This is a genomic window from Streptomyces solicamelliae, from assembly GCF_045348655.1.
Classification (GTDB): domain Bacteria; phylum Actinomycetota; class Actinomycetes; order Streptomycetales; family Streptomycetaceae; genus Streptomyces; species Streptomyces solicamelliae.
The window spans coordinates 7,159,975-7,185,651 of record NZ_CP160404.1; the positions used below are offsets into that span (position 1 = coordinate 7,159,975).

A 25,677-nucleotide genomic window follows, 5' to 3' on the forward strand; every position below is an offset into this window, starting at 1 on the left:
ATCATGTGACCTGTCCCGGGTTCACGTCGTTGGCATGTTCACGGGGCGGGGAGATCTCACGAATGAGGGATGGCTGCGGCTGAAGCAGCTTCTGCCGAAGTGCGGTCAGTGGGGCGGGCGTTGGGAGAGTCATCGCAGGGTGACCAACGGGATTCTCTTCCGACAGCGCACCGGGGTGCCGTGGCGGGATCTGCCTGCGCGTTTCGGCAAGTGGAAGACTGTGTACGAGCGGCACAGGCGCTGGTCTGCGGACGGCATGTGGGACAGGATCCTCAAGGCCGTCCTGGCCGACGCGGACGCGACGGGCTGCATCGACTGGTCGACGGTGAGCGTGGATTCCACGTCCTGCCGCGCTCACCGGAACGCCGCCGGAGCACGCAAGAAGCCACCCCGGGTTCCGGGAAGACGGACGCCCCGGCAGCACCGCCCCGATGAGGGGCTCGGCCGCTCCCGGGGCGGTACTCATCCCGGCGGAACCGCCGCTACCTGCGCCGACGCCAGATCAAGCACACCATCCCCGCACCGAAGAACCAGCGGGCCAACCGCCAGCACCGCGGCAGCAGGGGCGGCCGGCCCACCGGCTTCGACACGACGATCTACAAGCGCGGGAACGAAGGGGAACGCACCATCGACGCGCTCAAGAACTCCCGGGCGGTCGCGGCGAGATACGACAAGAGGGCCTACATCTTTCACGGCACCGTCACCGTCGCAGCCGTTCGGCTCTGGCTCCGGTCCCTATCGCAGTGAAGGAGCCGGCATCCGTCACGAGAAGATCGCGTGCACCTGATCGACCGCTTCGGGTCCGTAGCCAACCGTGCCCACGGGGACTGCGCCGTCGATCGCCTCGATCACACGCCCGGCCCATACCGGCCCGAATCCCCCGCACAGTTCAATCAGCTGCACGCCCTCGCCCACCAGGCGGCGCGCGGCCTCGATGCCCTCCTCGGGCTTCTCCACCCCGACGAACACACTGCGGCACGTACCCGTGTCCACGACGCTGACGTCGCCACCTGCCGCGCTGCCGTCCGCCGTGTAGATGAACCCCCAGTGCGTGAGCGCCATACGTATCGACCTCCTGTGATCGTCAGAGCCACCAGCCAAGCAGAGCCAGGGCGGGAATGGCCTGGAACGGGGACAAGCCGTGAGTGATCTACGCCGCACTCCGGACGCCCGCACCGTCCGGGTACGGCGACACGGCCCGCTAGCGCATGATCCGCCGGACAACTCCTAGGGCGCGTATCGAGTCGTGATCAATTCGCGGGATGCGCGCCTTCGTGGCACGGTCCGGGCCGATAGGCGGTCCTACGTGACGTGAGCCCACCACGACGCGGCCGGGATGCACCTGGACGAGGACGTCGTCACCGCCCTGGAGAAAGCCGCGGCCGAGGAGAAGAAGGCCACGCCGAGGTGCCGCACGCCAAGGGCGGGCAGGAGTCGAGTCAGCGGTCGGCCAGACGTGGACGCAGGGCCTCACCCGTGGATTCCGCGTCGGTGTCGTCGGTGCCGACCGGGCCGCGGGGAAGCAGCCGGTCCAGCCACTTCGGCAGCCACCAGTTGGCCCGGCCGAGGAGTGTCATGGTCGCCGGTACCAGCACCATGCGTACGACCGTGGCGTCGATGAAGATCGCGGTGGCCAGGCCGAGCCCGAACATTTTGGTGGAGGGGTCGTCGGCGACGGCGAAGGACAGGAAGACCGCCACCATGATGAGGGCGGCCGAGGTGATGATCCGTGCGGTGCGCGAGACGCCCTCGACGATCGCCGTGCCGTTGTCGCCGGTGCGCAGGTACTCCTCGCGTACGCGGGAGAGGAGGAACACCTCGTAGTCCATCGACAGGCCGAACAGGATGGCGAAGAGGAACATCGGGATGAACGACACGATCGGAACCGTCGCTTCCAGCCCGATGAGTGCGCCTCCCCAGCCCCACTGGAACACCGCGACCATGATGCCGTAGGCCGCGCCGATGCTCAGCAGGTTCAGCAGTACCGCCTTGAGCGGTACGACGACCGAGCGGAAGACCAGCATCAGCAGCAGGAACGAGAGCGCCAGCACGGCGGCGACGAACGCCGGCAGGCGTTCGCTGGTGCGTCGGCCCACATCGGACAGGCTCGCGGCGGCGCCGCCGACGTGGGCCCTGGCCGGGCCGTGCCCGATCGCCGTCGGCAGCACGTCGGTGCGCAGCCGGGCGATGGTGTCGGTCGTGGCCTTGTCCTGAGGGCTGGTGGTCGGGAACACCACGAGGGTCGCGACGCCGGTGGCCCGGTCGATGCGCGCCGGCGCGACGGACGCGATGCCCGGATCCGCCGCGACCCCCCCGACGAGGCGGTCCACGACTCCCGGATCACCGGCGGGGTCCGCGGCGATGACGAGGGGACCGTTGGTGCCCGGGCCGAACCCCTCGGCGACGAGGTCGTACGCGCGGCGCTCGGTACGGCTCTGAGGCAGCGACCCGTCGTCGGGCAGGCCGACGCGCAGGCCGAGCACGGGCAGCGTCGCCGTCAGCAGCAGCGCCGCGGCGCCGACCGCGTACGGCACCGGGTGCCGGCCGACGTGCCCGAGCCAGCGCCGCCACCCGGCGGCGCCGACGGCGCCCGCCGCCGTGTCCCGGCGTCGGCCGAGGCGGCGCGACCGCCCGGCCCGAAGTGCCCGGCCGATCCGCCCGGCCCGGCCCAGCCGCGGGCCCGCCGCGCCGAGGAAGGCCGGCAGCAGCGTCACCGACGCGAGCACCATCGTCAGGACGACGATCGAGACGGCGACCCCGCCCACCGTCATGAACGGCACGTTCGCGACCGCCAGGCCGAGGATCGACACGACGACGGTGCCGCCGGCGAAGACCACCGGCCGCCCCGCCGTTGCCACCGCTCGTCCGGCCGCCGCCTGCGGATCGAGCCCGCACGCGAGGTACTCCCGGTGCCTGGCGAGCACGAACAGCGCGTAGTCGATGCCCACTCCGAGCCCGACCATGCTGCCCAGGACCGGCGCGAAGGTGGGGACGTCCGTGACCCCCGCCAGTACCGTCATCGTGGCGACCCCGACGGTCAGTCCGAAGACCGCCATGCCGATCGGCAGCGCGGCGGCGACGAGCGAACCGAACGCCAGGAACAGGATCGCGGCCGCGGCGAGGAGGCCGATCAACTCGCTGACGCCGCCGTCCGGGTCGGAGAAGGCGTAGAAGAGGTTCCCGCCCATCTCGATGCGCAGCGGCAGCTCGGGGCGCAGCCGGTCGCCGAGATCGACGAGGGCGTGGAGGTCTTCGGCCGACAGCCGGCTCTGGTCGGGGTACTGCACCCGGACGACCGCGATCCGCCCGTCGGCCGAGACGAGGCCGCCGCGCACGGCGGTGTCCCCGCCCACGTCGAGCGCCCTCGCCGGGTCGCTCGTGCCGAGCACGTGCGGCAGCCGCTTCACCTCGGTCTGCAGCCGCGTGAGAGCGGTGCGCGCGCCGTCGTCGTCGAAGAACGTCGCACCGTCGTCGAGGGGGGTGACGACCACTTGGGCGGTCATCCCCTCCTGGCCGGTGCCTGCCCGCTCGATCAGTTCCGCGGCCCGTCGGGAGTCCAGTCCCGGAGCGGTCATCGAGTCCGCGGTCCGCCCGCCGAAGGCGACGGCGGCGAGGACGGCGAGCGTGGCGGCGACCAGCCATACCGCGATCACCCGCCAGGGATGGCGGGCGGCGCTTGCGCCCAGGCGCAACAGGGCTTTCGAGAGCATCGGGTCCTCCAACCACCTCGTCGGCCGTCCTTGTACGGCCGCCGGTGCCGAGGTTCGTCGCCACGGCGCTCCGCGGCATCGGCCCGCGGGCCGCGGATCCGTCGGCCCCGGGGCGGAGTGACGACCCGTCCTTTCGGCCGATGCGCGGCACGCCACAGTCCCTAGGCTGAGAACCGTGCTCCGAGACGACCTGCGAACCCTGTGGACCGAACCCCGGCCGCCCGACCCGCCCGCCCGGGTGTGGCGGGACTGGGCGCTGCTCGCGGCAGGCCTTGCCGGTGTGGCGCTGGAGGCCACCCTGCGGGAGAACGTGGTGTGGCGGCCGGTGGCGGTGGTGTTCGCCGTATGGCTGTGCCTGCTGCCCCTGTGGCGCCGGACCCGACCGCTGGCGATGGTGACGCTGGCGTTCGGCTCGGTGGTCCTGCTTCCGGTGGCCTCGCTCGTCGGCGCACCGAGCGAGCCCATCGGCCTGTACACCGGCGCGGTCGTGCTCGTGCTGGTGTACGCGCTGCCCCGGTGGGGGTCGGGACGGGAGATCGTGCTGGGCGGCGCGGTGATCCTCGCGGCCGGCGCGCTGTGTTCCGTCACGGACGAGACCCCGGTCTTCGAGAACGTCGTGGGCATCGTCTTCCTGTCGCTGCCCGGCGTGATCGGGGCCGCCGTGCGGTTCCGGGGAACCGCTCGCGATCGGCAGTTGGAGCAGGTGCGCTCCCGCGAGCGCGAGCAGCTCGCCCGGGAACTGCACGACACCGTGGCCCACCACGTGTCGGCCATGGTGATCATCGCCCAGGCGGGCCGGGTGCTCGCGGGCGCCGACCCGTCCGCCGCCGTCGAGGCGCTGGAGGGGGTCGAGGAGGAAGGGGCGCGCACGCTGGAGGAAATGCGCGCCATGGTCGCCGCGCTGCGCGACCGCGGGGTCGGCGCCGAGCTGGCGCCCCCTGCCGGCGTCGCGGATCTGGAGCGCCTGGTGCGCACCCCGGGCGGTCGCCTCAGGGTCGACCTGGGGCTCGACGGCGAGCTGGACGCGCTGCCCCCGGCCGTGGACGCGGCCGTCTACCGGATCGTGCAGGAGTCGGTGACCAACGCGCTGCGCCATGCGGTCGACGCGACCGAGGTCGTCGTCCGGGTCGCCGCGGAACGGCACATGGTGCGGGTGAGCGTGCGCGACAACGGCCGGCGCACCGGCCGGGGGCGCGACGGATACGGACTTACCGGATTGCGCGAGCGCGCGACGCTGCTCGGCGGCACACTACGAGCCGGCCCGGGTACCGACCGGGGCTGGCGTGTCGATGCCGAACTGCCGGGAGCGAGGAGCGAGAGCGGTGTCCATTCGCGTCCTCGTCGCTGACGACCAGACGATCATCCGCACCGGGCTGCGGATCATGCTGAACGCCCAGCCCGGCATCGAGGTGGTCGGCGAGGCCGCCGACGGGCGGGAGGCGGTACGTCTGGCCCGCGAACTGCGCCCCGAGGTCTGTCTGTTCGACATCCGCATGCCCGTACTCGACGGGCTCGAGGCCACCCGGCTGGTCGCCGGCCCGGGCGTCGCCGACCCGCTGGCCGTCGTCGTCATCACCACGTTCGATCTCGACGAGTACGTCTACGGCGCGCTGCGTGCCGGCGCCCGCGGATTCCTCCTCAAGGACACGGGACCGGACCTTCTGGCCCAGGCCGTACGGTCGGCGTCCGGCGGTGAGGCGCTCATCGCGCCCAGCGTCACCGTCCGTCTGCTCCAGGCATTCGCGGACCTGCCCGCCGGCCGGCCCGTGGCCCAGCCGGTCTCCCCCGTCACCGCCCGCGAGGAGCAGGTGCTGCTCGCCGTCGCTCGCGGGCTGACCAACACCGAGATCGCCGATGCACTGCACATCAGCCTCAGCACGGTGAAGACGCATCTGGCCAGCCTGATGGCCAAACTCGGCGCCCGCAACCGGGTCGAGATCGCGATGTGGGCCTATGAAACGCGCCGTATCCTCCCCGGAACCTGACCGGATGCCCTGACCAGGCTTTCCATCAGGTGCTCCAACTCCTGCAGCTGACGGCCTGGAAAACGGGGTGCCGTGGGCTGAGCCGGGGTGATAGGCACACGATGTGACAGAGAGTCTTGAGTATTCCGCCCTGCTGCGACTGATCGACGAGCGGTCGGCCGTGTTCCGGAGTGCGGTCGCCGCCGCGCCCAGCCTGGACGCGCCGGTGCCGTCCTGCCCCGCGTGGACGTTGTTCGATCTGGTGCAGCACCTGGGTACGGGCCAGCGCTGGTGGGCCGCGATCGTCGCCGCGGGCCCGGCCGAGGCTCCGCCGGCCAAGGATGCCGCGGAGGCGCCGCGCGAGCTCGAGGCGCTGCTGGCCTGGTACGCCGAGTCGAACGAGCAGCTGCTGAGTGCGCTGCGCGAGGCCGGCCCGGAGCGCGAGTGCTGGACGTGGTGGGCCGCCGGCGTGTCACCGGCGAATGCCTGGGGCGTTGCCCGGCGCCGGGTGCACGAGGTGCTGGTGCACACCTACGACGCCCAGCTCGCCGCAGGCGCCGTGCAGCCGATGCCGGCGGACATCGCGATCGACGGCGTGGCCGAGTTCCTCGACACCTGCAACTCCACCCCGGCGGCCTGGCCGCACGAGGCCGCCACCATCCACTACCACGCCACCGAGGGCCGCTCCTGGCTCCTCACCCTGGACGGCACCGGCGCCTGGCCCGCGCCCCTCACGGACGACGCCGCGCCCGCTTCCGCCGCGGCCACGGGTACCGCCGAGCAGCTGCTCCTCGTCGTCTGGGGCCGCCTCACACTGAGCGACCTGACCATCGAGGGCGACCAGCAGGTGTTCGAGCGGCTGATCGCCTGGGAGCCCGAGGAGTAGCAAGTCGATCCCGCCGGCGGACGGCCTCGATGACGTCCGCGTCGGTGAACGTCGCGAACAGCTCCGCCTCCGCGCGGCGGACGACCCGTACGGCTCATGTCTCGCTGGCAAGTTCCGCGAGCTTCTGATTGCGGGTCAGGCCTGGGCCATGGCCGGGCCTCGGCTCCGCCGGTCGTTGCGGACGAGGCAGGGGATCTTGAGACCATGAGCAGCCCATGGCAGGCTCATGCCGCATGATCGACGAATTCGCGAAGGACAACCTGCACCGGAGACTGCGGCGGGATCGCGAGGCGCTGCTCTGGAAACTCGACGGCCTGTCCGAATACGACGCCCGCCGGCCTCTGACAGCGACCGGGACCAACCTCCTCGGCCTCGTCAAACACGTGGCCACCGTCGAGGCCAGGTACTTCGGCGAGGTCTTCGACCGCCCTTCCCCGGAACCGTTGTGCCGGTGGCAGGACTCTGACGGCAGCGATCTATGGGCGAGCGAGGACGAGACCCGCGATCAGATCACCGGGTTCTATCGGCGCACGTGGGAACACGCGGACGCGACGATCAGCGAGCTTCCCCTCGACGCCCCCGGCCACGTGCCGTGGTGGCCGGAGCCCCATCCCAGCACGAACCTGTTCGCCGTCATGGTCCATGTCCTCGGCGAGACCGTCCGGCATACCGGGCACGCCGACATCCTGCGCGAGGGCCTCGACGGCCGGACCGGCGTGCGCGCCGAACACGAGCAGCAGATCGACGAGAAAGCCCGTGCAGCCCACTGCGCGAAGATCGAGCAGGCGGCCAGGTCGGCCGCACCGATCAAGGCTTAGTGCGCGTCGGCGCCGCTCACGCCAGGCACGCCGCTCCCCGAGCGGGGCGTCGTCCTTCGATTTCTTCGGTGGGGCGCTGACCTGGTCCGGGAATTCGTTGGCCAGTCCTCGATAGCCCTCGTCCACTTCGGCTTTCACCCTCGAGTGCAGGCGGAACTCTCGGCGATGCCCTCGGTGCGCACGGCGGTCTGGTCGTGCATGCGGCCGGGCCGGTGGGCCCCGGCCCACAGCAGCCGCCCGGAGCCGTCGCTGATCGTGGTGGTCTTGGCGGTGTTCTGCTTCTTCTTGCCGGTCACGAACGACTTGCGGCCTGCTCGCCCGGCGGGGGGACGGCGGACTTGCACCTCGGTGCCGTCGACGCGCAGACCGACCTCCTCGGCCTCGGCGTAGGCGAAGACGTCGGCCAAGGTGCGCAGCCGCACGCCGGGCTGCTGGGGGACGCCGAAGCCACGCCGGGCCAGCAGCGGACGGATCTCGTGGATCGCGCGGGTGACGGTAAGTCGGGTTACCCCAGACAGCTTGGCCAGTGCCGCGTGCGGCAGCTGCAGCCGCAGACAGACCAGGATGACCAGCACCCGGTCGACGAAGACCAGCTGGTGATCGGGTCCGGCACCAGCCGCCCGCTGACGGTCGCGCCCGCGTCTTCCCGGAGCGCGGCTTCGCGCCGCGGCGTCCACGAACCGGCCAACTCCTTGATCAGATCGCCGGGATGTGCACGGTCAAGGCCACAGAAGGCAGGGGCAGGGTGAGAGCAGGGTGAGACATGACCGCGCTGGGCGGAGAAGGGCGTCACAATCCACTCAACCCACGCGACCGTCGTCATGTCACGGCCGGCCCCGCGCCACCGGGCAACACGTTGTTAGGCTCTTGATCCGTGAGCATCCCACCGTCGACCGACTGGGCCGGCCTGTACCACGCCTACGGCCGGGCGGCGGACGTCCCGGGGCATCTGGAGGCACTGTCCAGCTCCGACCCGGCCGTACGCCGTGCGGCCACGTCGGCCCTCACCAGTAGCGTCTACCACCAGGGCACCCGGTGGCCGGCCAGCGCGCATGTGGTGGCTCCGCTCGTCGCCCTCGTCGACACTCCCTCGACTCCCGACCGGGACACCGTCCTCCACGTACTGCATGCCGTCGCCATCGGCGACCTGCGCGACGACGAACTGCCTTTCAACCCCACGCGGGCCTTCGCCGACGCCGACCGAGTCCGCCCGGCGGACGAGGATGCGGTGCTCCGGGTTCTCTGCGAGGAGGAGGACCCGGACGTCGATGCCGTCGCCGACGTCGCCGACGCCGTGGTACTGCACTGGGCCGCCGAGGCCTACCGTGCGGCCGAGCGTCATACGGCCTCCTTCCTGAGGTGGCTGCACGATCCCGACCCCGCCGTGGTGACCCTCGCGGCGGCGTTGCTGGTCTGGTTCTCCCCGGTGCCCGGACTGCCGGGCGCGCTCGCCGCCGTGTCGTGCGACACCGCCGACGCGCGGGCGTCGGCGAACCTCGCACTTGCCCACCTGCCCGGACACCCCGGCTCCGATGAACTCGGAGCCCTGACGACGGGCCTTGCCTCACCCGACGAAGTGGTACGGGTCACGGCCGCGATCGCCCTGGCCCGCCGACAGGCGACGGCACTGCCCGACGCGGCACTGACCGTCCTCGTGCAGGCCGACGCGGTCGCGGTCTCCGGTGCCGTTGAGGGCTGGGACCGCTCCCTGCGGGGCCACGTCGCGGTGGCCCTGCGCGGCCTGGGCCTGTAGTCCGCCTTCGCGTGAACGCGCGGGACGCGGCCAGCAGACCGGCCCGGCGCCGGACCAGTACCGAACTCATGCGCAACGGCGGACGGCCTGTTGCTCACCCACCAGTCAAGCCGCCAGGCCGGCACGCCCCGACCTCCCTCGCGTACAAAGTCGTGAGAGGTTGTCCCACGGGACGGGTGTTCGCCGCACGTGCCGTCCGATGCCCAGGGCATCCCGCCGCGCAGCGATCGACAAAACAACTATGCCCATGTCTCACGTGGCATCACGTATGTGCTCCCGATGTCGGGATCGCCGTAGAGAAGAACAGCTTCAACTCGTCGTGCTGATCGAGGCATCCGCGGTGCAGAGGTCCCAGCTCGTGCTGTCGAACTCCCGCAGCTCAAAGCTCCCGAGGCGCACAAGGAGTTCCGCCGGCGTGACGTAGTACCGATGGGAGGCGCGGTCCTCCTCGGGAAGACGGTCCCGCCGGTCAGTGTCGGGTCCAGGCGAGGATCGTGGCGCGGGTGGAGTGCGGGTGGCCTCCCGCGCGGCCTCGACGTGGCCCATCGGAGCGACACGCTCTAGATCGCTTCCTCCCCGAGCAGCGCAGCGGCCGACTCCTCGGCGAGGTCTTCAGCGTGTGGGGGCAAAGGGAGCCGCGCGCGCAGCGGGCGGCGGATCACGGCGAGGGGCAGGTCGATCAGGGCCAGGACGACGCGGTCCTGGCCCTCGGGCCCCGTCGCGCCGAGGGCCGCGCCGAGTCCGCCGAGGCGGGCGAACACCCGCGCGTTGCCCCGGTCGGCGCGCTTTCGGTGCTCCTCGGACCAGCCCGAGCGGCCGAACTCCTCGGCGCCGTACAGGAGTAGCGCCGCCTCCCGGGGGTGGGCCCGGCTCCAGTCGACGACGTGCCGGGCGCCGGCCCGGGCGGCCCGCCGTGGGTCGGGGTCGTCGTCGAGGGCGGCGAGGTAGCCCTCCTGGAAGCCCTCGACCGTGCGCAGCCACACCTCGGCGAGCAGTGCGGGGCGTCCGGCGAAGCGGTGGTACACGGATCCGCTCGGCGCTCCTACGGCCTGGGCGACCGCGGACATCGTGACGGCCGCCGGGCCGCCGTCGGCGGCGAGGAGGACGGCAGCGTCAAGGAGTTCGCCGGTGTCGAAGCGGGGTGGTCTCGCCATGAATCAGAGAGTACTCTCCATATTAATTAGAGGCTCATCTCCAATTGAGAGAGCGGGGACACCCATGCCCGTCCACAACGTCCACGAACGCCTACTGCCCATGGGCCCCAAGGAGGCCGGCGCCCTCCTCGACTCCCTGTCCGCCGGACCGGCCGACCGGCTCTGGCCGCATGACACCTGGCCCCCCATGGAATTCGACCGCCCGATGTCGCCAGGCGCGAAGGGCGGGCACGGACCGGTCCGCTACGCCGTCGCCGCGTACGTCCCCGGGACCTGGATCCGCTTCACCTTCACCGGACCCCGCGGCTTCCACGGCTTCCACGAGTACGCCGTCCTGCCCGTCGACGAGGAGCGGACGGTCCTGCGCCACACCCTCTCGATGCGGGTCAGCGGCGCGGCCCGCCTGACCTGGCCGCTGGCCTATCGCTGGCTCCACGACGCCCTGCTGGAGGACAGCCTGGACCTCGCCGAACGCCCGGCCCGGCCCGCCCGCTGGTCCCCGTACGTCCGCCTCCTCATGGCAGCCATGGCCGCGAAGGGGGACTGACCGGGGTCCCGGCCTGGACGGAGCGCTGCTGGAGCACATCGGAAACCGCGAAAGTATGAACCCTGCTACCGACCCTGCATCCCGCCGGCCTGACCCCGTCTGTGAGCAGCAGCGTCCGGTGCGCCCGCCCTTCGGGCGGACGGCGGTTTGTTCACAGGCTCTGAGCTGAACCGCTGAGGGGGTGGTTCCGGAATACGCCGGAGACCTGCCTTCTGCCGGCGGCAGAACACCGGCCCGACCGGGCTCGACGATCACTACAGTCCAGGCTCATGACGACGGCTACCACGCACACGATCGAATACGCGGCCGACGGCCTGACGATGGTCGGGCATCTCGCGCTCCCGGCCGGTGTCGACCGCCGGCCCGGCGTCTTGGTCGGGCCCGAGGGGGTGGGGCTCAGCGATGTCGAGCGCCGCCGGGCCGATGTGCTCGCCGAGCTGGGATACGTGGCGCTGGCCTTCGACCTCCACGGCGGGCGCTATTTGGGCGACCCTGAGGATATGTTGGCCCGTTGCATGCCGCTGCTCGCTGACCCCGACCGGATGCGAGGCATCGGCCACGCGGCGCTCGACGTGCTCCGCGCCGAGCCGCGGACCGACCCGGACCGGATCGCCGCCGTCGGCTACGGCACCGGGGGTGCCATCGCGCTGGAACTCGGGCGCGACGGCGTCGACCTGCGCGCGATCGCGACAGTCAACGGACTGACCACGGGCCGACCAGGCGAGACGGCGCGCATTCACTGCCCGGTGTGGGCCGGGGTCGGGTCGGAAGACCCGATCATGGCGCCCGCGCAACGGGACGCATTCGCTGCCGAGATGCAGGCTGCGGGCGTTGACTGGCGCCTCGTGGTCTACGGCGGCGCCTTGCACGCCTTCCATCACCCACCGGTCGACCACATCGTGCTTCCTGGGGTCGGTTTTCACCCTCAGCACGCGCAGCGAGCTTGGCGGGACGTCGTCGACCTGCTCGCCGAGTGCCTGCCCATAACGGAGTGATCCGGTCGGCAACCCCGGTAAACCGTTGGCTACAGGCCCGCGATCCAGGGGTGTCCCGGGCGTACGCGGGCGAGTCGCTCGGTCAGGGTCTCGCGCAGAGCCGAGGTCGATCACAGTCGGTCACCAGCGGGCTGTCCAGCAGCAGAGGATCGAAGCGGTCCGCTCTGCCCGCTGTGCCCGCGTGACCGCCGTCGGGAGGGCCTACGTCGCGGCGCTGCCGGGTTTCTGCACTGCGGCTCCCTGGCTGACGGGGTGGCTTTCAAGGGTGTCCCGACTGGCGGTCAGTGCAACGTCGGCGTGCGGTGGGTGGTCCAGTATTCGGCGGCGGTGAGGCCGAAAAGTACCAGGTCGTGGTGGGCGCCGGCGAAGAACTCGTGCTGGCGGAGGACGCCTTCCTCCGTGAAGCCCAGCTTGCGGTAGAGGGCGAGGGACGGCTCGTTGAAGGCGTAGACCTCCACCTCGCACTTGTTGTAGCGCTGTTCGGCGAACATGTACGTGAGGACCAGTTCGTTCGCCTCCGTCGCGTAGCCCTTGAGGCGGTGGTCGCGGGAGACCTCGATGCCCATCTTGAAGCGGCCGGCGCGGCGGTCGGTCTCGCCGACCGTCACGGAGCCCGCGAACGCGCGGTCGGCCAGCGTCTCGATCACCAGGCGGAACGACTCGGTCTGCGGCGAACGGCCGGCGCGCTCCTCGGTCCACGCGCGGAAGCTCGCGTCCGACCGGGGCGGTTCGACCATGTCGGCGTTGCGGACGTCGACGGTGTTGCCGGCGAGGTCGCGGAAGCCTTCCCAGTCCTCCGGCTCGACACCCCGCAGCCGGATCCGCTTACCGGTCCACATGTCGCTCATCGCCCCGCCCCACCAATTCCGTCGTCTCCGGGCATGCCGCTTCGGCGGCGACGGTAGCCGGGGAGGGGTTGGTTGTCGCCTGAGTTTTCGTGCGGCGTTGCCTCAGTAGTCAAGTTTTACTAGAGTCGCCGGCATGGGTGAGAAGACGATTCCGGTCCTGCCTTGCCAGACCCTCCTGCCTGTCCTCGACTTCTACGTCGCCCTCGGCTTCGAGGTGACCTTTCAGCAGAGGAGTCCCCATCCCTACGCCGTCGTCGAACGTGGCGGCATCCAGCTGCACTTCTTCGGGATGAAGCACTACGAGCCCGCCTCGTCCTACAGCACCTGCGTCGTGCGGACCGATGACGTCGACCGGCTGCACGCGGAGTTCCGGAGCGGGCTGAAGGCGGTCTACGGGCGGGTGCCCAGCCGTGGTCTGCCGCGAATCGGAGCGCTGAGGGACACCTCGCACGGGGTACGGCAGTTCCTCGTCACCGATCCGGGCGGGAACTGTCTGCGCGTCGGGCAGCCGATCGGCCAGGACCTGCATCATCGGGCCGCGCCCAAGGACCCCTTCGGCAAGGCCCTGCATCACGCGGCGCTGCTCGCGGACTCCAAGGAGGATCCCGAGGGGGCCGCGCGCGTCCTCGATCGCGCTCTTCGGGGGGAGGGGAAGACTCCCTCACCGGCTCAGCTGTTTCGCCTGCTCGTGCTGCGCGGGGACGTCGCCCTGCGACTCGGGGACGACTCCGCCGCGGCGGCCTTTCTCGCGCAGGCCGCCGCCCTCGATCTCACCCCAGGAGAGCGTGAGGCGGTGCGGGACGATCTCGGTCGTCTGGAGGAGATGCCGGGGTGACGGCTATTCCTTTCCCTCCTCCCGCACCGTGACCCTGACGCCCGAGCTCGGGAGGAGTTGCGGGATGCCGTTCACGATCGGGTAGCGGAGGTGCAGGCGCGGGTTGTACAGGGCCTCCTGGTCCGGCTCCAGCGTCAACGGGCCCTTGTCCAGGGGGCATGCCAGGATCGTCAGCAGGGGGTCTTCGGGGCTCATCGCTGCCTCACTCGGTCGTCGAGGGATGTCGAAGGGGATGTCGAAGGGGGATGTCGAAGGAGGATGTCGTAGGGGTGGCGTCGTGGCGTCGTCCTGTCGTCGTACCGTCGCCTCACGCCGGCTGCGGTTCGTCGTGCCGCGGCATGATCAGGAGGACCGACAGGGCCAGTGCCGTCCCCGCGACGCGGAACGTCAGCAGCCACGGGTCCTCGGGGAGGCGCTCGCCGAACGTCAGCGTGCCGACGACCGCCGTGAACAGACAGGTCACCGTCGTACACACCGGCACGATCAGCGAGGCGCGGCACCGCTGCAGGGCCGCCTGCGACATGACCAGACCCGCGCCCGCCGTGAACAGCAGCAGGTACGGATAGGGCGAACCCAGCAGCGCCTTCGCCGACTCGATCACGTTCGTACTGGTCAGGCGGCCCGACGCGCCCTTGATGGCGAGCGAGCTCACGCCGTACAGCAGGCCCACGGCCACCCCGTACCCGATGCCGTTCGTCGGCACCCGGTGCCGGCGGCGGGCGCGGCGCTCCACCCGCTCGTACAGCAGCAGCCCCGCCGCGAGCGTGGGCACCGACACCAGGAGCACCAGCATCCACGGCGCCCCCGTACTCACCTCCTCGTCCCCCTTGCTCAGTGACGCCACCACCATCAGCAGCGCCACCAGCACCAACCCGAGCGCCTGCCGCTCACGCCCCGACGGGCGTTCGCCGAGCACCGCCGACGACAGGAGGAGCAGCAGGACGAGGCCGGAGACGAAGATGCCCTGCGCGGCGGCGATCGGGAGCGCGCGGTACACCACCAGCTGCGCGACGAACCCGGCCGCCAGTGCCAGCGAGCCCGCCAGCCACAGGGGGCTGGTGATGAGGAGCCCCACCACCCGCAGCGGCCGGTCCGCCGACAGCGGCGGCAGCGAGCCGAGCGCCCGCTTCTCCAGGACGAAGCCGACGCTGTAGAGGAGGTTCGCGGTCAGTGCCGCTCCTACGCCCCACCACATCCCGCTACCTCCGCCGCGCGTGCGCCAGGAGGATCGACGCCGTCGACGGCACGCTGCACGCCGCCCGGTCGATCAGACGCAGCCCGCGCGGCACGCCGTGGAACGGTGCCCCCGTGATCTGTACGTCCTCGAAGCCCGCCGACAGCAGAAACGAGCGGAGCGCCCGCGACGTGAACAGCCGCAGATGGCCCACCACTTCGGTGCCGGGGCGTCCGTGGATGCCCCGCAGGCTCACCTCCGAGAACACCGGCTGCACGCCCGCGAGCAGCAGCCCGCGGTTGTACCAGGCGGCGAGGTTCGGGGTGGACAGCATGAGGTGACCGCCGGGGCGCAGGATGCGCCGCAGCTCGTCCAACGCCGCGTCGGGGTCCACGAGATGCTCGACGACCTCGCTGAACAGCACGGCGTCCGCGCAGCCGTCCGCGAACGGGAGCCCGCCGTCGTCCAGCGCGCCCCGCACCACCTGCCCGATCCTCGGCTGCGCCCGGCGCAAGGCGTCCTGCGACCAGTCCACGCCCACGATCCGGTGTCCGGCCAGGATCGGGCCCGCCACCGCCGCCGCCGTGCCGTCCCCGCAGCCCACGTCCACGACCAGGGCGCCCGGGGTGGCCGCGAGGGCGGCCGCGAGCAGCCGGGCCTGCCGGCGGCTCCGCGCGTCGCCCGACGCGACCGGGACGGCCGGGTTCTCGTAGAAGTCCCGCAGAGCCGGGGTCGGCTCCCCACCCTGCTCCCGGATCGTCGGCGCGGGCCCCGCCGCCCGCCCCTCCGTCGTCAGCGTCTCCCCGCTCACAGCCCCTCCCCGTCCGTCGCCGCCAGCCTGCTCGCGAACAGTTCCCGCAAGCGCGCCCCGTCCTCGTCGCCCAGCAGCGCCCGGGACCAGCGCAGCACCAGGTGGAGCCGGCCCCCGGTCGACGCCGTCGTGAACGTCAGACCGCGCGGCATCCCCGCCGGGGCCGAGAACCAGACCGCCCGCGCCCGGCCCGCCTCGCCGAAGTCCAGCGGATACGGGATGCGGCCGATGTTGCTGAGCAGCGTCGTGGACGTCCACGACGCGGCCAGCCGCCGTACCCCGCGGGTCAGCACGGCCCGCGCGGCGACCGGCAGCACCGGAGCCGTCAACACCGATGCGCCCCGCCCGAGTTGGGGTCGGGGGCGCGCCTTCAGGGCGCGCGTCCGCTCCGCCGTACGGCGCAGCAGCGCGTCCACGTCCGTGTCCGCGGCCGTCTCCGCCGCCGTGAAGCCGACCTCGACGAGCCGTGTGCCGTTTCCGATCGGCATGGCGGGGCCGCGGGTGCGGTCGTCGACCGGCATGGTGATGCGCAGCGGGCGGTCGGGGACGTCCTGCTCCCGGTTCCAGTCGGCGACCGTCAGTGCCGTCGCGACCATCAGCTGGTCGTTCACCGTGTAGGGCGCGCCCGACTCCCTTCGTGGTACAGGGAGTTCGGTGACCAGCATCCCGTTGCCGGGCCCGTCCGCCGCCCGGCCCGCCGCCACGCGTGCGGGGCGGGCCACCGCCGGGGACGCCCCGCGCGACTCGACGGCCGGCTGCCGCACCGGATGCGGTACCGGCTCCGCCGCGCGACCGCCGTAGATCTCCGCCGCCGTCGCCGCGATCCGCAGACATGCCGGACCGTCGAGCGCTGTGTGGTGCACCGTAAAAAGCAGCACGCACCCGTCGCGCCCCGGCTCCTCCACCACCTCCAGCCGCAGTGGCGGCGCGGCGAACAGCGACGGCGCCTCGCTGAGCGCCCGCTGCCGGGCGCTCGCCAGCGCCCCCGGCACGCAGGGCGGGAAGGACACCGCGTCGGCTCCCAGCGCCCCGACGAGCTCCCACTCGTACCGCAGCGCCAGCACGCCCCGCTCCCGCTCCCGCATCAGCACCCGCGGATGCCGGGCGAGCGCCTGGGCGAACGCCTCCCGCAGCCGGACCGGTTCGACCCGGCCCGGCAGGTGGATCTCGATGTGCACCGTGTTCGGCTCGCGATCGTCCGCGCAATGGCGGGCGATCTCGTCCACGACGGCGAACGGCACACGCGTCGCCCCGACCCCCTGGCCCGCCATCACAGATCCCCTCGTCCGCCACGCTCCCGACGGTCGCCCACCGCCACCAGCGCCGCGAACAGCGCTGTGAGCGCGAGGAGTTGGGCCACCGGCCCGTACGCCCCCCGGCCCAGCGCCGCCGCCTCGCCGCTCCCGGCCAGCACCGCCACGCCCGCCCCGGCCATCGCCGCGAACGCGAGCGGACCGAGCAGCCCCGGACGCAGCCACGCGACCACCGCGAGCACCGGTACCACAGCCGCGGCAGGCCCCGCGATCACCGCACCGGCCAGTGTCAGCACCACCGTCCCGAGGACGAACCCCGGACCGGGCGGCGGCTGCGTCGCCGCGAGCTCCACCGCACGCCGCCGCCCCGACGACCGCCCGAACACCGCGAGCGCCGCCAGCACCACCAGCAGCGCCGCGGCCCCGACGAGCCCGGCCCCGTACACCCGTGAGGGCTCGTAGACCAGGGTCACCGTGCCGCCCTTGCCGGCGGGGACCAGCCAGGCCTGCTGCCAGCCGTCGACGCGCAGCGGCCGCAGCTCCTCCCCGTCCAGCGTGGCCTTCCAGCCCGCGTTGTGGTTCTCGTGCAGCTGCAGGTACGCGGCCTCGCCGGCGGCCACCCGCAGCGTGCGCTCGTCCCCGCCGCCCGACACGGACTCCACCTTGCGCGGCGCGGACGTCACGCCCCGCGCCGCACCGGCCGTGAGGTCGATCCGGGTGACCGCCAGCGGCCCGGTGTCACCGGCCTCCACGGTGTGCGTGCGGCGCTCCAGGGCTACCCGGCTGCCCTCCGTGCAGAGGGTGACCGCGATCGGCCGGCGTTCCGTCAGGTCCCGTACCCGGCCCTCGGCGCGGGTCTCCAGGAACCGGCCGTCGACCGACACGATCGGCCCCTTGCCGCACGGCAGTGTGAACCGTTTGGCCGGATCCGGCTGAGGCGCCCGGTACTTCTCCAGTGCCGGGATGTGCAACTCGCTCAGTCCGACGGGAAGTTGCAGATCCTCGTCGGCGACCGGATTGTGCATGGTCAGCGGCGCGACGCGCGAGATCGTGATGTCCATCCGGTCCGTCGTGATGGGGGAGAAGCGCGCCAGCCCGTTCTCGTCGACCGCCGCGATCGCGGTGCCGTCCGGCGAGCTGATCTGCACCTGCTCGGGCCGGGTGGCGAGCCCGCCCGCCGCGGCCAGCACGATCTCGCCGACCGAGGTCTTCTCCGGCCACCGCAGATGCAGGACGGGCCGCTCGCCCGCGACCCAGGCCGTGGTCAGATCGCCGTCCGTCAGGTTCCGCGGGCTCAGGTTGGTGCCGAGCCGGGCGGTCGAGTCGGCGCCGACGACGAGCTTGTCCCGCTGCCCGGTGAGCGCGAAGAGCAGGTCGTCCAGCTCCTTGCCGGGTACGGGCAGCGCACTCGCCCGCACCGTGTAGTCGCCGGTCGTGATCGCGTCGAACTGCCGGTGCAGCCCCACCTCGGCGGAGACCGCGGACAGTCCACCGGGGTCGCTGCCGCGCGACAGCGCGTACACGACGGGCATGCCGACCGACCCGGACACCCCGCGCGGCGCGTCGCCGGGCAGCTCCAGCATCCGGGTCACCTGCACACCCGGCACCGTGATCTCGGAGAACCCCGCACCGGTCAGCCCCGGGCGGCCCTGCTGCGACCGCAGGATCGTCACCTTCAGCCAGTTCGCCTCGCCCTCCGGCGCGGCGATCTGCTGCGTACCGCCGTCCGGCCGCAGCGGGCTCACCCGGCTGCCCCGGTCGGTCTCGACCCGCACCACCGTGGGCGCGGCGCGCACATTGCCGCTCGGCAGCGGCGTCACGTCCAGCGTCCCCGGGATCCGCGTCGGGCCGGTGAACCCGATCCGCACCCACTCGCCCGCCGGGGAGCCGGGCGAGCCCTCGGCCCAGCCGGTGTCCGGATTGCCGTCGAAGGCGTTGACCGGGTCGTACTGCGGCAGATGGAACAGCCAGTTGCCGACCGAGGACGCGGTCACCGACTCCGCACCGCGCAGCACGGCCGCCGTCTGGTGCTCGACCCCGTCGAGCGGCAGGATCTGCCGCGGCTCCTCGCCCGGGTCCTGGACCGACCGCTCCGCGTTCCGCTCGTCGCGGGTGTACGTGTACGAGGTCCCCGACTTCACCAGCCCGAACCGGGTGTCGGCGCGCCGCATGCCGTCGCCCGCGGCGTACAGCGCGGGAGAGTCGACGCCCGGATGCGCGTCGCCGGACAGCACCGTGGCGCGCCCGTCCAGGACGCCCGAGCCGGACAGGGGCAGCAGCGACTCCGGCCCGCCGCTGACGACCGCGGTCTCCGAGGCCGGCGTCATACGGGCCCGGCCGGGACGCGGCGTGCCGGACGGCGGCTCGTAGATCTCGACCGCACGTTGCAGCGGGTACAGGCCCTCCACCTGGACCGGTGTGTCGTCGGCGATCCGGCCGTCGGTCAGCAGCGGACCGAAGCCGGTCACGCGCCGGTACCCGGAGGCCTCCAGCGTCCGCTTCACCGTCGCGGTGGGCACATGCTCGATCTGGTCCGGGTCGAGGTCGTTGCGCACCACGACGTGGTACAGCCCCGCCCGCGCGAGGAACGACGCGAGCCCCGGCACCTCGCCGCCGGAGGTCAGCGCCTGCTCCACCGCGTCCAGCGCCCGCCGGTTGCCGGCCGTGCCGAACGGCACGTAGTCGCGCTGCGCCCACGGCGAGCGGGCGAGCACGTCGAGCGGCTGGTCGATGGGCGAGCCCCAGGTGTAGATGCCGTGCGCGGTCGCCGGGACGACCAGGGCCCGGTCGTCGGGCGCCTCCTCGGCCAGCCAGTCCGCCGTCGCCTTCCAGTACGTGGGCAGTCCCCGGAACGAACCCGGCTGCAGGATCGAGCCGTTGACGTACGGCCAGGCCAGGCCGGGCAGCACCAGCACCGCGGCCAGCACCGGCACGAGGCGGCGGACCAGGACCGGCGCGGACATCCGCCGCAGAGCCCGCGGCAGCGCCGTGCCCGCCAGATGCACCAGGCCGAGGACGAGCGCGAGGGCGAGACCGGTCTGGAACTTGTAGATGTTCCGGAACGGCACCAGCGGCCCGTTCAGCCAGTCCTGCACCGTCGCGTGGAAGGGGCCGCCGAGCGCGCCGCCGTACCCGGCGAGCGTGATCACGGCCGTCACCGTCGCGGTCAGGACCAGCCAGCGCCGCTCCGGCAGGTCGCGGCGGGCTAGCCCCGCCAGGCCGAGCGCCGCGGCCAGTACCGAACCGGTGATCACCACCGCCGAGGTGGCCACGGACCAGCCCGCCGGCAGCCATGCCTCGCCGAAGTGCAGGTAGCCCACCCAGTTCCCGGCGCCGCGCAGCACCTCGGCCGCCGACATCGTCGCCGTGGTGGTCTGCGAGGACTCCACGTACGGCATGAAGTTCTCGCCGTACGTGCCGAGCAGCAGCAGGGGCACGACCCACCAGGCCGTCGCGAGCAGCACGCACGGCGTCCACCAGGCGATCAGCGCGCGCTTGCGGCTCCCGCCGGGCCGGGACAGCAGATACAGGCCGACGGGCAGCAGCGACGCCAGCGTCGACGCCGCGTTCACCCCGCCCATCAGCGGAATGATCAGCGCCGAGCGGGCAGCGGCCAGGCGCGCGCTCGTCCGCGGGTCCGTCAGCGGCAGCAGCACCCACGGCAGCACCGCACCCGGCAGCGCGGCGGCCGAGGTCGAGCCGACGACGATCGTGTACGTCGGCCAGAGCGCGTACGCCGCCGCGCCGACGAGCCGCGAGGCAGGCGACCCGACGCCGAACCGTTCCGCCAGCCGCAGCGCGCCCCAGAACGCGGTGGTCACGACGAGCGAGAGCCAGAGCCGCTCCGCCAGCCAGACCGGCAGCCGCGCCAGATCGGCGGCCGCGTGGAACGGCAGCATGGGGATCGCGTAGCCGACGTACTGGTCGGCGATCCCGCCGAAACCGGCCCGGTCGTGCCACAACTGGCCCAGATCACGCAGGAACTGCCACGGGTCGGCGACGACCCCCAGCTTCGTCTCGAACGTCATCCGCCCCGGCGACACGGCCAGGAACGCCGCGAACACCGCCGCCCAGAAGCCGAGCAGCCAGCGCCGCGAGCGCCGGTGCGGCGGAGGCCCGCCCGGCGCGCCCGGCGGGGGACCGGGCGTGGCCGGGGAGGCCGGCGGACGGGCGTGGATCGCGCTGGTCATGAACACCGCCGGAGTATGAGGAGGAGGTTCCACGTCGCGAACTCCCGCACCACCGGCAGCCGGGGCACCAGCTCCGGCAGCACCGGCCAGTACCGGGAGCGGGCGGAGACGACCTCCACGTCGTCCCGGCCCCGGACGTGGCGCAGCGTCGGCCCGACGCCGATCGCGAACAGGTTCTCGCCGAGCCGGTGCTTCGCGGCCCGGCCGGTGCGCTTCTCGTACCGCGCCCGGGCCCGCTCGGCGCCGAGGTAGTGCCAAGGGGCCCACTCGTGGCCGCCCCAGGGCGAGAGCCAGTTGGTGAAGGAGACGTGGATCAGCCCGCCGGGGCGGGTGACCCGCACCATCTCGCTGAGGAAGGTGTCCGGGTCGCGCACGTGCTCCAGCACGTTGGACGAGAAGCAGACGTCCGCCGCGGCGTCGGCCAGCGGCAGCAGATAGCCGTCGGCGACGACCGTCCCGGCCTCCGGCTCGGCGGCCAGTTCGGCGGCGTCCGGCTCGAAGAGGAGACTGTGTGCGCCGCGGCGGCGGAACTCCCGGGTGAAGTAGCCGCGTCCGCCGCCGACGTCGGCCACCACCCGGCCGTGCAGCGACAGATGCCGCTCGACCTGGTCGGCCGCGTCGCGGGCCAGCAGCTCGTACGCGGTGTGCGGATCGTCCTGCTCGCGCAGGAAGGCCCGGAAGAGGGCCGCGGAACGGCGGAACGAGGGGTCCTTCACGTCCGTACGCCCTCCGCCTGCGGGCCCTTGGCGGCTCCCGTACGGCGCACGGCCTCCTCGGCGACGGTCCGGAACCGCCGTACCGTGCTGCTCCACCGGTACGCGACGGCCTCCTCCGCTGCGGCCTTGCCCATGGCCTCCCGGCGTGCGTCGTCGAGCGCGAGGGTGCACCAGGCCGCGGCGAAGGACGACTCCCCGCGCGCCAGCAGACCGGTGACGCCGTCCTGCACGGAGTCCCGCAGGCCCGGCACGTCGAACGCGAGCGTCGGCGTGCCCCGGGCCGCGGCCTCGGTCACCACCAGGCCCCAGCCCTCGACGGCCGCCGGATGCAGCAGCAGCCACGCCTCGCACAGCAGCCGGTGCTTCTCCTCCTCCGACACATGGCCCCGGAACTCCACACCGGGACCGGCGAGTTGCTCCAGTCGCGCCCGCTCGGGTCCGTCGCCGACGATCACGAGCCGTCCGCCGGCGACCGGCCGGACCCGCTCCCAGAGCCGCAGCAGCAGATCGATCCGCTTGTAGTCGACCAGCCGGCCCAGGGCCACGAACACGGGCGACGCCGAGCGCGGCGCGGACGGCCCGGGCTCCTGGACGCCGTTGTGCACGACGCGGATCTGCTCCTGCGGCACCCCGATCGCCCGCAGCGCCGCCGCGGTCGACGGGGACACGGCCACCAGCAGATTGCCCCGGTGCGCCCGGGCCAGCGCCCAGTGCTCCAGGAGCCGGCCGGCACGGGCCACCGGGCCGGGGAAGCGCATCCCCCACAGCTCCGTGTGCACGTGGTTCACCAGGCAGACCGTGGGGCCGCGGTGCCACAGCGGGGACAGGTACGGCATGCCGTTGCACACCTCGACGAGCAGGTCGCAGGAGCCGACCTCACGGGCGAACGCGGACCTCGCGCCGACGAAGTGCCCGAACGTGCCGCCCGCCGACACGACGCGGTACGGCCGCTCGGCCGCCGGGCCGCCGCACAGCAGCGTGACGTCATGGCCCAACTCCGTGAGGCCGGAGGCGAGCCGGTCGATCAGCAGCTCGGAGCCGCCGGCGGCCGGGTTGCCGAGGTCGCGATGGGCGAGGAAGGCGATGCGCCGGGGTACCTCCCCGCTTCCGTGCGGACGGGCCGGGGAACGGCTGCCGAGCGGCCACTGGAGCGGCTGCGGGTGCGGCTGCGGCTGCGGGTGCGGTGGCGCGGGGCGGAGCCGCGGCGGCGGGACGTGCTGGGGCATGGGTGCTCCAACTCGTGTCGGGGTGCGGGGGGTGGGGGAGAGGGGTGCAGCGAGGGGACGCCCACGGGGGAGTGGGGAGGGGGGCCGCAGGGGGACTGGGGTGTGGGGGTGGGTCTGCGGGTGCGTCTGCGGTGGGGCCTGCGGAGGGGGCGGGGGTGACCGGGTGGGGCCGTGCTTGGTTGGGAACGCCAGTCTTCGGTACGTGTTCGATGCGCGGCTACTCACCGGTATGACAACTTGTCGCGCACTCAGACGAGTTGATTCGTCACCAGGTGAGCATTCGGCGCTTCGGGCCCGCTTCGCCGTCCCCGCGCCACGAGGACGCCTCCGACCAGCGCAAGTACCGCGCCGAGCCCGCCGGCCACCAGCGGCGCGGTCCTGCCGAGGAGCTCAAGCTTCCGGCTGTCCGCCGCCGCCAGGTCCACCTGCTGCCGCTGCGTCCGGTCGGTGAAGGCGAGCTCGTCGCTCTCCAGGAGCACCACCGCGTCCTTGTCCGAACCCGGCGCGCGCAGCGTCTTCCGCGGGCCGATGGCGGCGTACATGATGCGTCCGGTGCGCCGGTCCGCGACCAGTTCGATACCGCTGTTGGCGTACCACTCCTCGGCGAGCACCTGCGGTGTCCTCGGCAGGCCGACGAGCCGGCCGGGGACCTGCCGCACGCCGGTCCGCGTGGGCGGCACGCTCCCGGTGAAGCGCAGGCCCTGGTAGCCCTGCACGGTGCGGGGACCCTCGTACCGGAGCTGGACGACGCTGCCGAGCGTGCTGTCCCACCAGCGGTAGTCGCGCTCCTGGACGTCGAAGGGGAACTTCAGGTACGCCTCGCCGTCGAAGGCGGGCGTCTCGCGGCAGCAGTGCACCGGCTCGTTGGTGCGCCGGTCGGTCACCCAGCGCTCCAGGGTCCACTGGAGCGAGTCGCGGGTGTCGGAGGCGGGCAGGGTGGCGTCGGTGTCGACCGAGGTGGACACGTCCCAGACGGCGTTGCCGCTCTTCACGCTGTCGGCGACGTCGCCGCGGACCTTGCGCGTGATGGTGAGCCGCTGTCCGTCCAGGGTCTTCAGGCGCCCGATGTCGAAGTAGCGGCCGGTGCCGGTGAACACGGTCGTGGTGTCGACGTCCACCGGGGTGCGCTTCGCGTGCGGCTGCACGTACCACACCAGCAAAGGGGCCAGGACCAGCAGGAACACCCCGACGCCGAACAGCGTCAGGGCAGGCGGTGAGGCGGAACGGCGCATCCGGGCACTCCTGGTTCGAGAAACTCGCACGGAGACGCACGGACCCCAGGGCCGGTCGAGCCCTCGTGGCGCAGACCGTAGGCCCGCACTTGACGGATTGTCAATGTCACGTCAACACTGGGCGCTCAGCCGGTGGGGGCCGGCCGGGGTGGGATCGTCTCCACACGAGGAGCTGACCCGACACAATGCGCAGACTGCTCGCCGCACTGACCACCGCGCTGTTCGCCGCGGCCCTGGCCGCCGGCGCCGCCTTCGGCATCGTGGCCCTGCTCGAGGCACCGCCCGAGCAGCCCAACGTTCCCCTGATCACCTACGAGACGGCCGCGACACGTTGAGGACCCGAACCGCGTGGAGCGAGGTGCCCCGGCTGAAGGTGGAGCGGTTCGCCGCGATCGCCCTCGCCGAGTCGGGCGACCTGGCACAGACGATCCTCGGTCAGATCCGCAGCGAGTTCCCCCAACTGCGGCTCATGGAGGACGAGTCCGGCGAGCCCAAGGCGCTCGTCGGCATCCGCCGGGCCATCGAGGCCTTCGTCCAGCACCTGGCGGCAGGGGCGGCCGATCCGCGGATGCCGCCCGAGGTCTTCCAGGAGTTCGGCAAGGGAGAAGGGATCAACGGACGCAGCCTCGACTCCCTCCAGGCCGTGTACCGGCTCGGCGTGCGCCTCGCCTGGCGCAGATTCGCCGAGATCGGCCAGCAGGTCGACATCGCCGCGCCCGCCATGTACGAACTCGCCGAGTCCGGCTTCGAGTACCTGGACGGACTCGTCGAGCAGTCCGTCCGCGGCTACGCCGAGGCCGCCGCCCGCCAGGAGAGCGAACGGCTGCGCCTGCAGCGGCAGTTGATCGACCGGATGCTCGTCGCTCCGCACACCGACCCCGAGCGCACCCTCGGCGAGCGCGCCGCGCGCATCGGCTGGGAACTGCCCGCCACCATCGCCGTCGGCGTGCTGATCCGGCCCGCCCGCGAGGCCGTCGCCCCCGCCGTCGGCCAGGGGATCCTGCTCGACATGGAGAGCGAGCAGCCCCGCATGGTCATCCCCGAACCCGACACCGCCGGCCGCGCCGACCTCGTACGCCGCGCCACCACCGGCTGGTCCGGCGCGATCGGGCCGTCCGTGCCCCTCGGCGAGGCCCCGGCCTCGCTGCGCTGGGCGGAGACCGCCGTACGGCTCATCGAGGACGGCCTGCTGCCCCGCGGCGAGGTCCAGCACTGTGCCGAACGCACCGAGGAACTCGTCCTGCTGCCCTCCCGCGAACTCATCGACGCCGCCGCACCCCGCTGCCTCACCCCGCTGCAGGGCGTCGGCCCCACCCAGGCGCGCCGCCTCGCCGCGACGCTGCTCGCCTGGATCGAGACCTCCGGCGGCGCCCCGGAAGTCGCGGGCCGCCTCGGCATCCACCCTCAGACCGCCCGCTACCGGATCCGCCAGATCCGCGAACTGTGGGGCGAGGCCCTGGACGACCCCGACCGGCGCTTCGAACTGCTCCTCGTGCTGCGCGCCCAGCGGCTGCGCGGCGAACTCCCCGCCGACCCGGACTGACGCCCCAGGGCGTCACCCGGTC

The 25,677-nt window shown here is 72.7% G+C and carries 23 protein-coding genes and 1 pseudogene; 11 read left to right on the forward strand and 13 right to left on the reverse strand.

The genetic code is table 11. The annotated features are described in order from the left end of the window. Nucleotides 1-34: 34 nt before the first annotated feature. Nucleotides 35-747 (forward strand): annotated as a pseudogene (locus ABZO31_RS33045) (IS5 family transposase). 15 nt (nucleotides 748-762) lie between these two features. Here ABZO31_RS33045 and ABZO31_RS33050 read toward each other — a convergent pair. Both ABZO31_RS33050 and ABZO31_RS33055 read right to left on the reverse strand, forming a co-directional pair. Next, nucleotides 763-1,062 (reverse strand): DUF6506 family protein, encoded by a 300-nt coding sequence (locus ABZO31_RS33050; protein ID WP_406865016.1) that lies wholly within the window; start codon nucleotides 1,060-1,062, stop codon nucleotides 763-765. A 377-nt stretch (nucleotides 1,063-1,439) separates the two neighbouring features. Beyond that, nucleotides 1,440-3,710 (reverse strand): MMPL family transporter, encoded by a 2,271-nt coding sequence (locus tag ABZO31_RS33055; RefSeq protein ID WP_406865017.1) that lies wholly within the window; start codon nucleotides 3,708-3,710, stop codon nucleotides 1,440-1,442. 175 nt (nucleotides 3,711-3,885) lie between these two features. On the opposite strand from ABZO31_RS33055, the gene ABZO31_RS33060 reads away from it, so the two are divergent. From ABZO31_RS33060 to ABZO31_RS33075, 4 genes are all read left to right on the forward strand, one after another. Next, nucleotides 3,886-5,058, forward strand: a complete 1,173-nt coding sequence (locus ABZO31_RS33060; RefSeq protein ID WP_406865018.1) for a sensor histidine kinase — start codon at nucleotides 3,886-3,888, stop codon at nucleotides 5,056-5,058. After that, entirely contained in the window at nucleotides 5,033-5,695 is a 663-nt protein-coding gene (locus ABZO31_RS33065; RefSeq protein WP_406865019.1) for a response regulator, read from the forward strand. The genes ABZO31_RS33060 and ABZO31_RS33065 overlap by 26 nt, the downstream gene beginning before the upstream one ends. Before the next feature lie 103 nt (nucleotides 5,696-5,798). Further along, nucleotides 5,799-6,560: a maleylpyruvate isomerase family mycothiol-dependent enzyme gene (locus tag ABZO31_RS33070; RefSeq protein ID WP_406865020.1), complete on the forward strand. Its 762-nt coding sequence runs from the start codon at nucleotides 5,799-5,801 to the stop codon at nucleotides 6,558-6,560. A gap of 233 nt (nucleotides 6,561-6,793) precedes the next feature. Further along, the gene (locus ABZO31_RS33075; RefSeq protein WP_406865021.1) at nucleotides 6,794-7,378 is read left to right on the forward strand and encodes a DinB family protein; all 585 of its coding nucleotides are present in this window, start codon (nucleotides 6,794-6,796) and stop codon (nucleotides 7,376-7,378) included. Between the two features lie 134 nt (nucleotides 7,379-7,512). On the opposite strand, the gene ABZO31_RS33080 is transcribed toward ABZO31_RS33075, so the two are convergent. Next, nucleotides 7,513-8,055 carry a transposase family protein gene (locus tag ABZO31_RS33080; protein WP_406865022.1) on the reverse strand — a complete coding sequence of 181 codons (543 nt, stop codon included), beginning with the start codon at nucleotides 8,053-8,055 and terminating at the stop codon, nucleotides 7,513-7,515. A gap of 197 nt (nucleotides 8,056-8,252) precedes the next feature. Between ABZO31_RS33080 and ABZO31_RS33085 the strand changes: the two genes are divergently transcribed. Next, nucleotides 8,253-9,131, forward strand: coding sequence for a hypothetical protein (locus tag ABZO31_RS33085; RefSeq protein WP_406865023.1), 879 nt, complete (start codon nucleotides 8,253-8,255; stop codon nucleotides 9,129-9,131). Nucleotides 9,132-9,691: 560 nt separating this feature from the next. Here the strand turns inward: ABZO31_RS33085 and ABZO31_RS33090 are convergent. Then, entirely contained in the window at nucleotides 9,692-10,285 is a 594-nt protein-coding gene (locus tag ABZO31_RS33090; RefSeq protein WP_406865024.1) for a TetR family transcriptional regulator, read from the reverse strand. Nucleotides 10,286-10,349: 64 nt separating this feature from the next. Here ABZO31_RS33090 and ABZO31_RS33095 point away from each other — a divergent pair, with 64 nt between their 5' ends. Beyond that, a complete protein-coding gene (locus ABZO31_RS33095) occupies nucleotides 10,350-10,832 on the forward strand; it encodes an SRPBCC family protein (RefSeq protein WP_406865025.1) in 483 nt (160 codons plus the stop codon). 269 nt (nucleotides 10,833-11,101) lie between these two features. Beyond that, nucleotides 11,102-11,827, forward strand: coding sequence for a dienelactone hydrolase family protein (locus ABZO31_RS33100; RefSeq protein ID WP_406865026.1), 726 nt, complete (start codon nucleotides 11,102-11,104; stop codon nucleotides 11,825-11,827). Between the two features lie 281 nt (nucleotides 11,828-12,108). Here the strand turns inward: ABZO31_RS33100 and ABZO31_RS33105 are convergent, their stop codons facing one another. Next, nucleotides 12,109-12,675, reverse strand: coding sequence for a GNAT family N-acetyltransferase (locus ABZO31_RS33105; protein ID WP_406865027.1), 567 nt, complete (start codon nucleotides 12,673-12,675; stop codon nucleotides 12,109-12,111). Nucleotides 12,676-12,808: 133 nt separating this feature from the next. On the opposite strand from ABZO31_RS33105, the gene ABZO31_RS33110 reads away from it, so the two are divergent. Beyond that, nucleotides 12,809-13,510, forward strand: coding sequence for a bleomycin resistance protein (locus tag ABZO31_RS33110; protein WP_406865028.1), 702 nt, complete (start codon nucleotides 12,809-12,811; stop codon nucleotides 13,508-13,510). Nucleotides 13,511-13,513: 3 nt separating this feature from the next. On the opposite strand, the gene ABZO31_RS33115 is transcribed toward ABZO31_RS33110, so the two are convergent. From ABZO31_RS33115 to ABZO31_RS33150, 8 genes are all read right to left on the reverse strand, one after another. Continuing rightward, nucleotides 13,514-13,705 (reverse strand): Trm112 family protein, encoded by a 192-nt coding sequence (locus ABZO31_RS33115; RefSeq protein WP_406865029.1) that lies wholly within the window; start codon nucleotides 13,703-13,705, stop codon nucleotides 13,514-13,516. 112 nt (nucleotides 13,706-13,817) lie between these two features. Continuing rightward, a complete protein-coding gene (locus ABZO31_RS33120) occupies nucleotides 13,818-14,705 on the reverse strand; it encodes a hypothetical protein (protein ID WP_406865030.1) in 888 nt (295 codons plus the stop codon). A 4-nt stretch (nucleotides 14,706-14,709) separates the two neighbouring features. After that, complete coding sequence (locus ABZO31_RS33125) at nucleotides 14,710-15,441, reverse strand: class I SAM-dependent methyltransferase (protein ID WP_406865559.1); 732 nt, start codon at nucleotides 15,439-15,441, stop codon at nucleotides 14,710-14,712. Between the two features lie 50 nt (nucleotides 15,442-15,491). After that, entirely contained in the window at nucleotides 15,492-16,766 is a 1,275-nt protein-coding gene (locus tag ABZO31_RS33130) for a condensation protein (protein ID WP_406865031.1), read from the reverse strand. Beyond that, nucleotides 16,766-20,938, reverse strand: coding sequence for an alpha-(1->3)-arabinofuranosyltransferase domain-containing protein (locus ABZO31_RS33135; RefSeq protein ID WP_406865560.1), 4,173 nt, complete (start codon nucleotides 20,936-20,938; stop codon nucleotides 16,766-16,768). Before ABZO31_RS33135 ends, ABZO31_RS33130 begins: the two co-directional genes overlap by 1 nt. After that, entirely contained in the window at nucleotides 20,935-21,654 is a 720-nt protein-coding gene (locus ABZO31_RS33140; RefSeq protein ID WP_406865032.1) for a class I SAM-dependent methyltransferase, read from the reverse strand. The genes ABZO31_RS33135 and ABZO31_RS33140 overlap by 4 nt, the downstream gene beginning before the upstream one ends. Continuing rightward, on the reverse strand, nucleotides 21,651-22,880 hold the full coding sequence (locus tag ABZO31_RS33145; protein WP_406865033.1) for a glycosyltransferase family 4 protein: 1,230 nt from the start codon (nucleotides 22,878-22,880) through the stop codon (nucleotides 21,651-21,653). The genes ABZO31_RS33140 and ABZO31_RS33145 overlap by 4 nt, the downstream gene beginning before the upstream one ends. Before the next feature lie 248 nt (nucleotides 22,881-23,128). Continuing rightward, a complete protein-coding gene (locus ABZO31_RS33150; protein ID WP_406865034.1) occupies nucleotides 23,129-24,112 on the reverse strand; it encodes a DUF3068 domain-containing protein in 984 nt (327 codons plus the stop codon). A 185-nt stretch (nucleotides 24,113-24,297) separates the two neighbouring features. Between ABZO31_RS33150 and ABZO31_RS33155 the strand changes: the two genes are divergently transcribed. Together ABZO31_RS33155 and ABZO31_RS33160 are read left to right on the forward strand one after the other, a co-directional pair. After that, complete coding sequence (locus ABZO31_RS33155) at nucleotides 24,298-24,447, forward strand: hypothetical protein (protein ID WP_406865035.1); 150 nt, start codon at nucleotides 24,298-24,300, stop codon at nucleotides 24,445-24,447. 23 nt (nucleotides 24,448-24,470) lie between these two features. Continuing rightward, a complete protein-coding gene (locus ABZO31_RS33160; protein WP_406865036.1) occupies nucleotides 24,471-25,655 on the forward strand; it encodes a helix-turn-helix domain-containing protein in 1,185 nt (394 codons plus the stop codon). Nucleotides 25,656-25,677 lie beyond the last annotated feature (22 nt).

Bases quoted from the DNA above. Each gene is read 5' to 3' on its own strand.
- ABZO31_RS33050 (WP_406865016.1), bottom strand. From the start codon at position 1,062: ATGGCGCTCACGCACTGGGGGTTCATCTACACGGCGGACGGCAGCGCG.
- ABZO31_RS33055 (WP_406865017.1), bottom strand. From the start codon at position 3,710: ATGCTCTCGAAAGCCCTGTTGCGCCTGGGCGCAAGCGCCGCCCGCCAT.
- ABZO31_RS33075 (WP_406865021.1), top strand. From the start codon at position 6,794: ATGATCGACGAATTCGCGAAGGACAACCTGCACCGGAGACTGCGGCGG.
- ABZO31_RS33090 (WP_406865024.1), bottom strand. From the start codon at position 10,285: ATGGCGAGACCACCCCGCTTCGACACCGGCGAACTCCTTGACGCTGCC.
- ABZO31_RS33095 (WP_406865025.1), top strand. From the start codon at position 10,350: ATGCCCGTCCACAACGTCCACGAACGCCTACTGCCCATGGGCCCCAAG.
- ABZO31_RS33100 (WP_406865026.1), top strand. From the start codon at position 11,102: ATGACGACGGCTACCACGCACACGATCGAATACGCGGCCGACGGCCTG.
- ABZO31_RS33105 (WP_406865027.1), bottom strand. From the start codon at position 12,675: ATGAGCGACATGTGGACCGGTAAGCGGATCCGGCTGCGGGGTGTCGAG.
- ABZO31_RS33110 (WP_406865028.1), top strand. From the start codon at position 12,809: ATGGGTGAGAAGACGATTCCGGTCCTGCCTTGCCAGACCCTCCTGCCT.
- ABZO31_RS33115 (WP_406865029.1), bottom strand. From the start codon at position 13,705: ATGAGCCCCGAAGACCCCCTGCTGACGATCCTGGCATGCCCCCTGGAC.
- ABZO31_RS33120 (WP_406865030.1), bottom strand. From the start codon at position 14,705: ATGTGGTGGGGCGTAGGAGCGGCACTGACCGCGAACCTCCTCTACAGC.
- ABZO31_RS33130 (WP_406865031.1), bottom strand. From the start codon at position 16,766: ATGGCGGGCCAGGGGGTCGGGGCGACGCGTGTGCCGTTCGCCGTCGTG.
- ABZO31_RS33135 (WP_406865560.1), bottom strand. From the start codon at position 20,938: ATGACCAGCGCGATCCACGCCCGTCCGCCGGCCTCCCCGGCCACGCCC.
- ABZO31_RS33145 (WP_406865033.1), bottom strand. From the start codon at position 22,880: ATGCCCCAGCACGTCCCGCCGCCGCGGCTCCGCCCCGCGCCACCGCAC.
- ABZO31_RS33150 (WP_406865034.1), bottom strand. From the start codon at position 24,112: ATGCGCCGTTCCGCCTCACCGCCTGCCCTGACGCTGTTCGGCGTCGGG.
- ABZO31_RS33155 (WP_406865035.1), top strand. From the start codon at position 24,298: ATGCGCAGACTGCTCGCCGCACTGACCACCGCGCTGTTCGCCGCGGCC.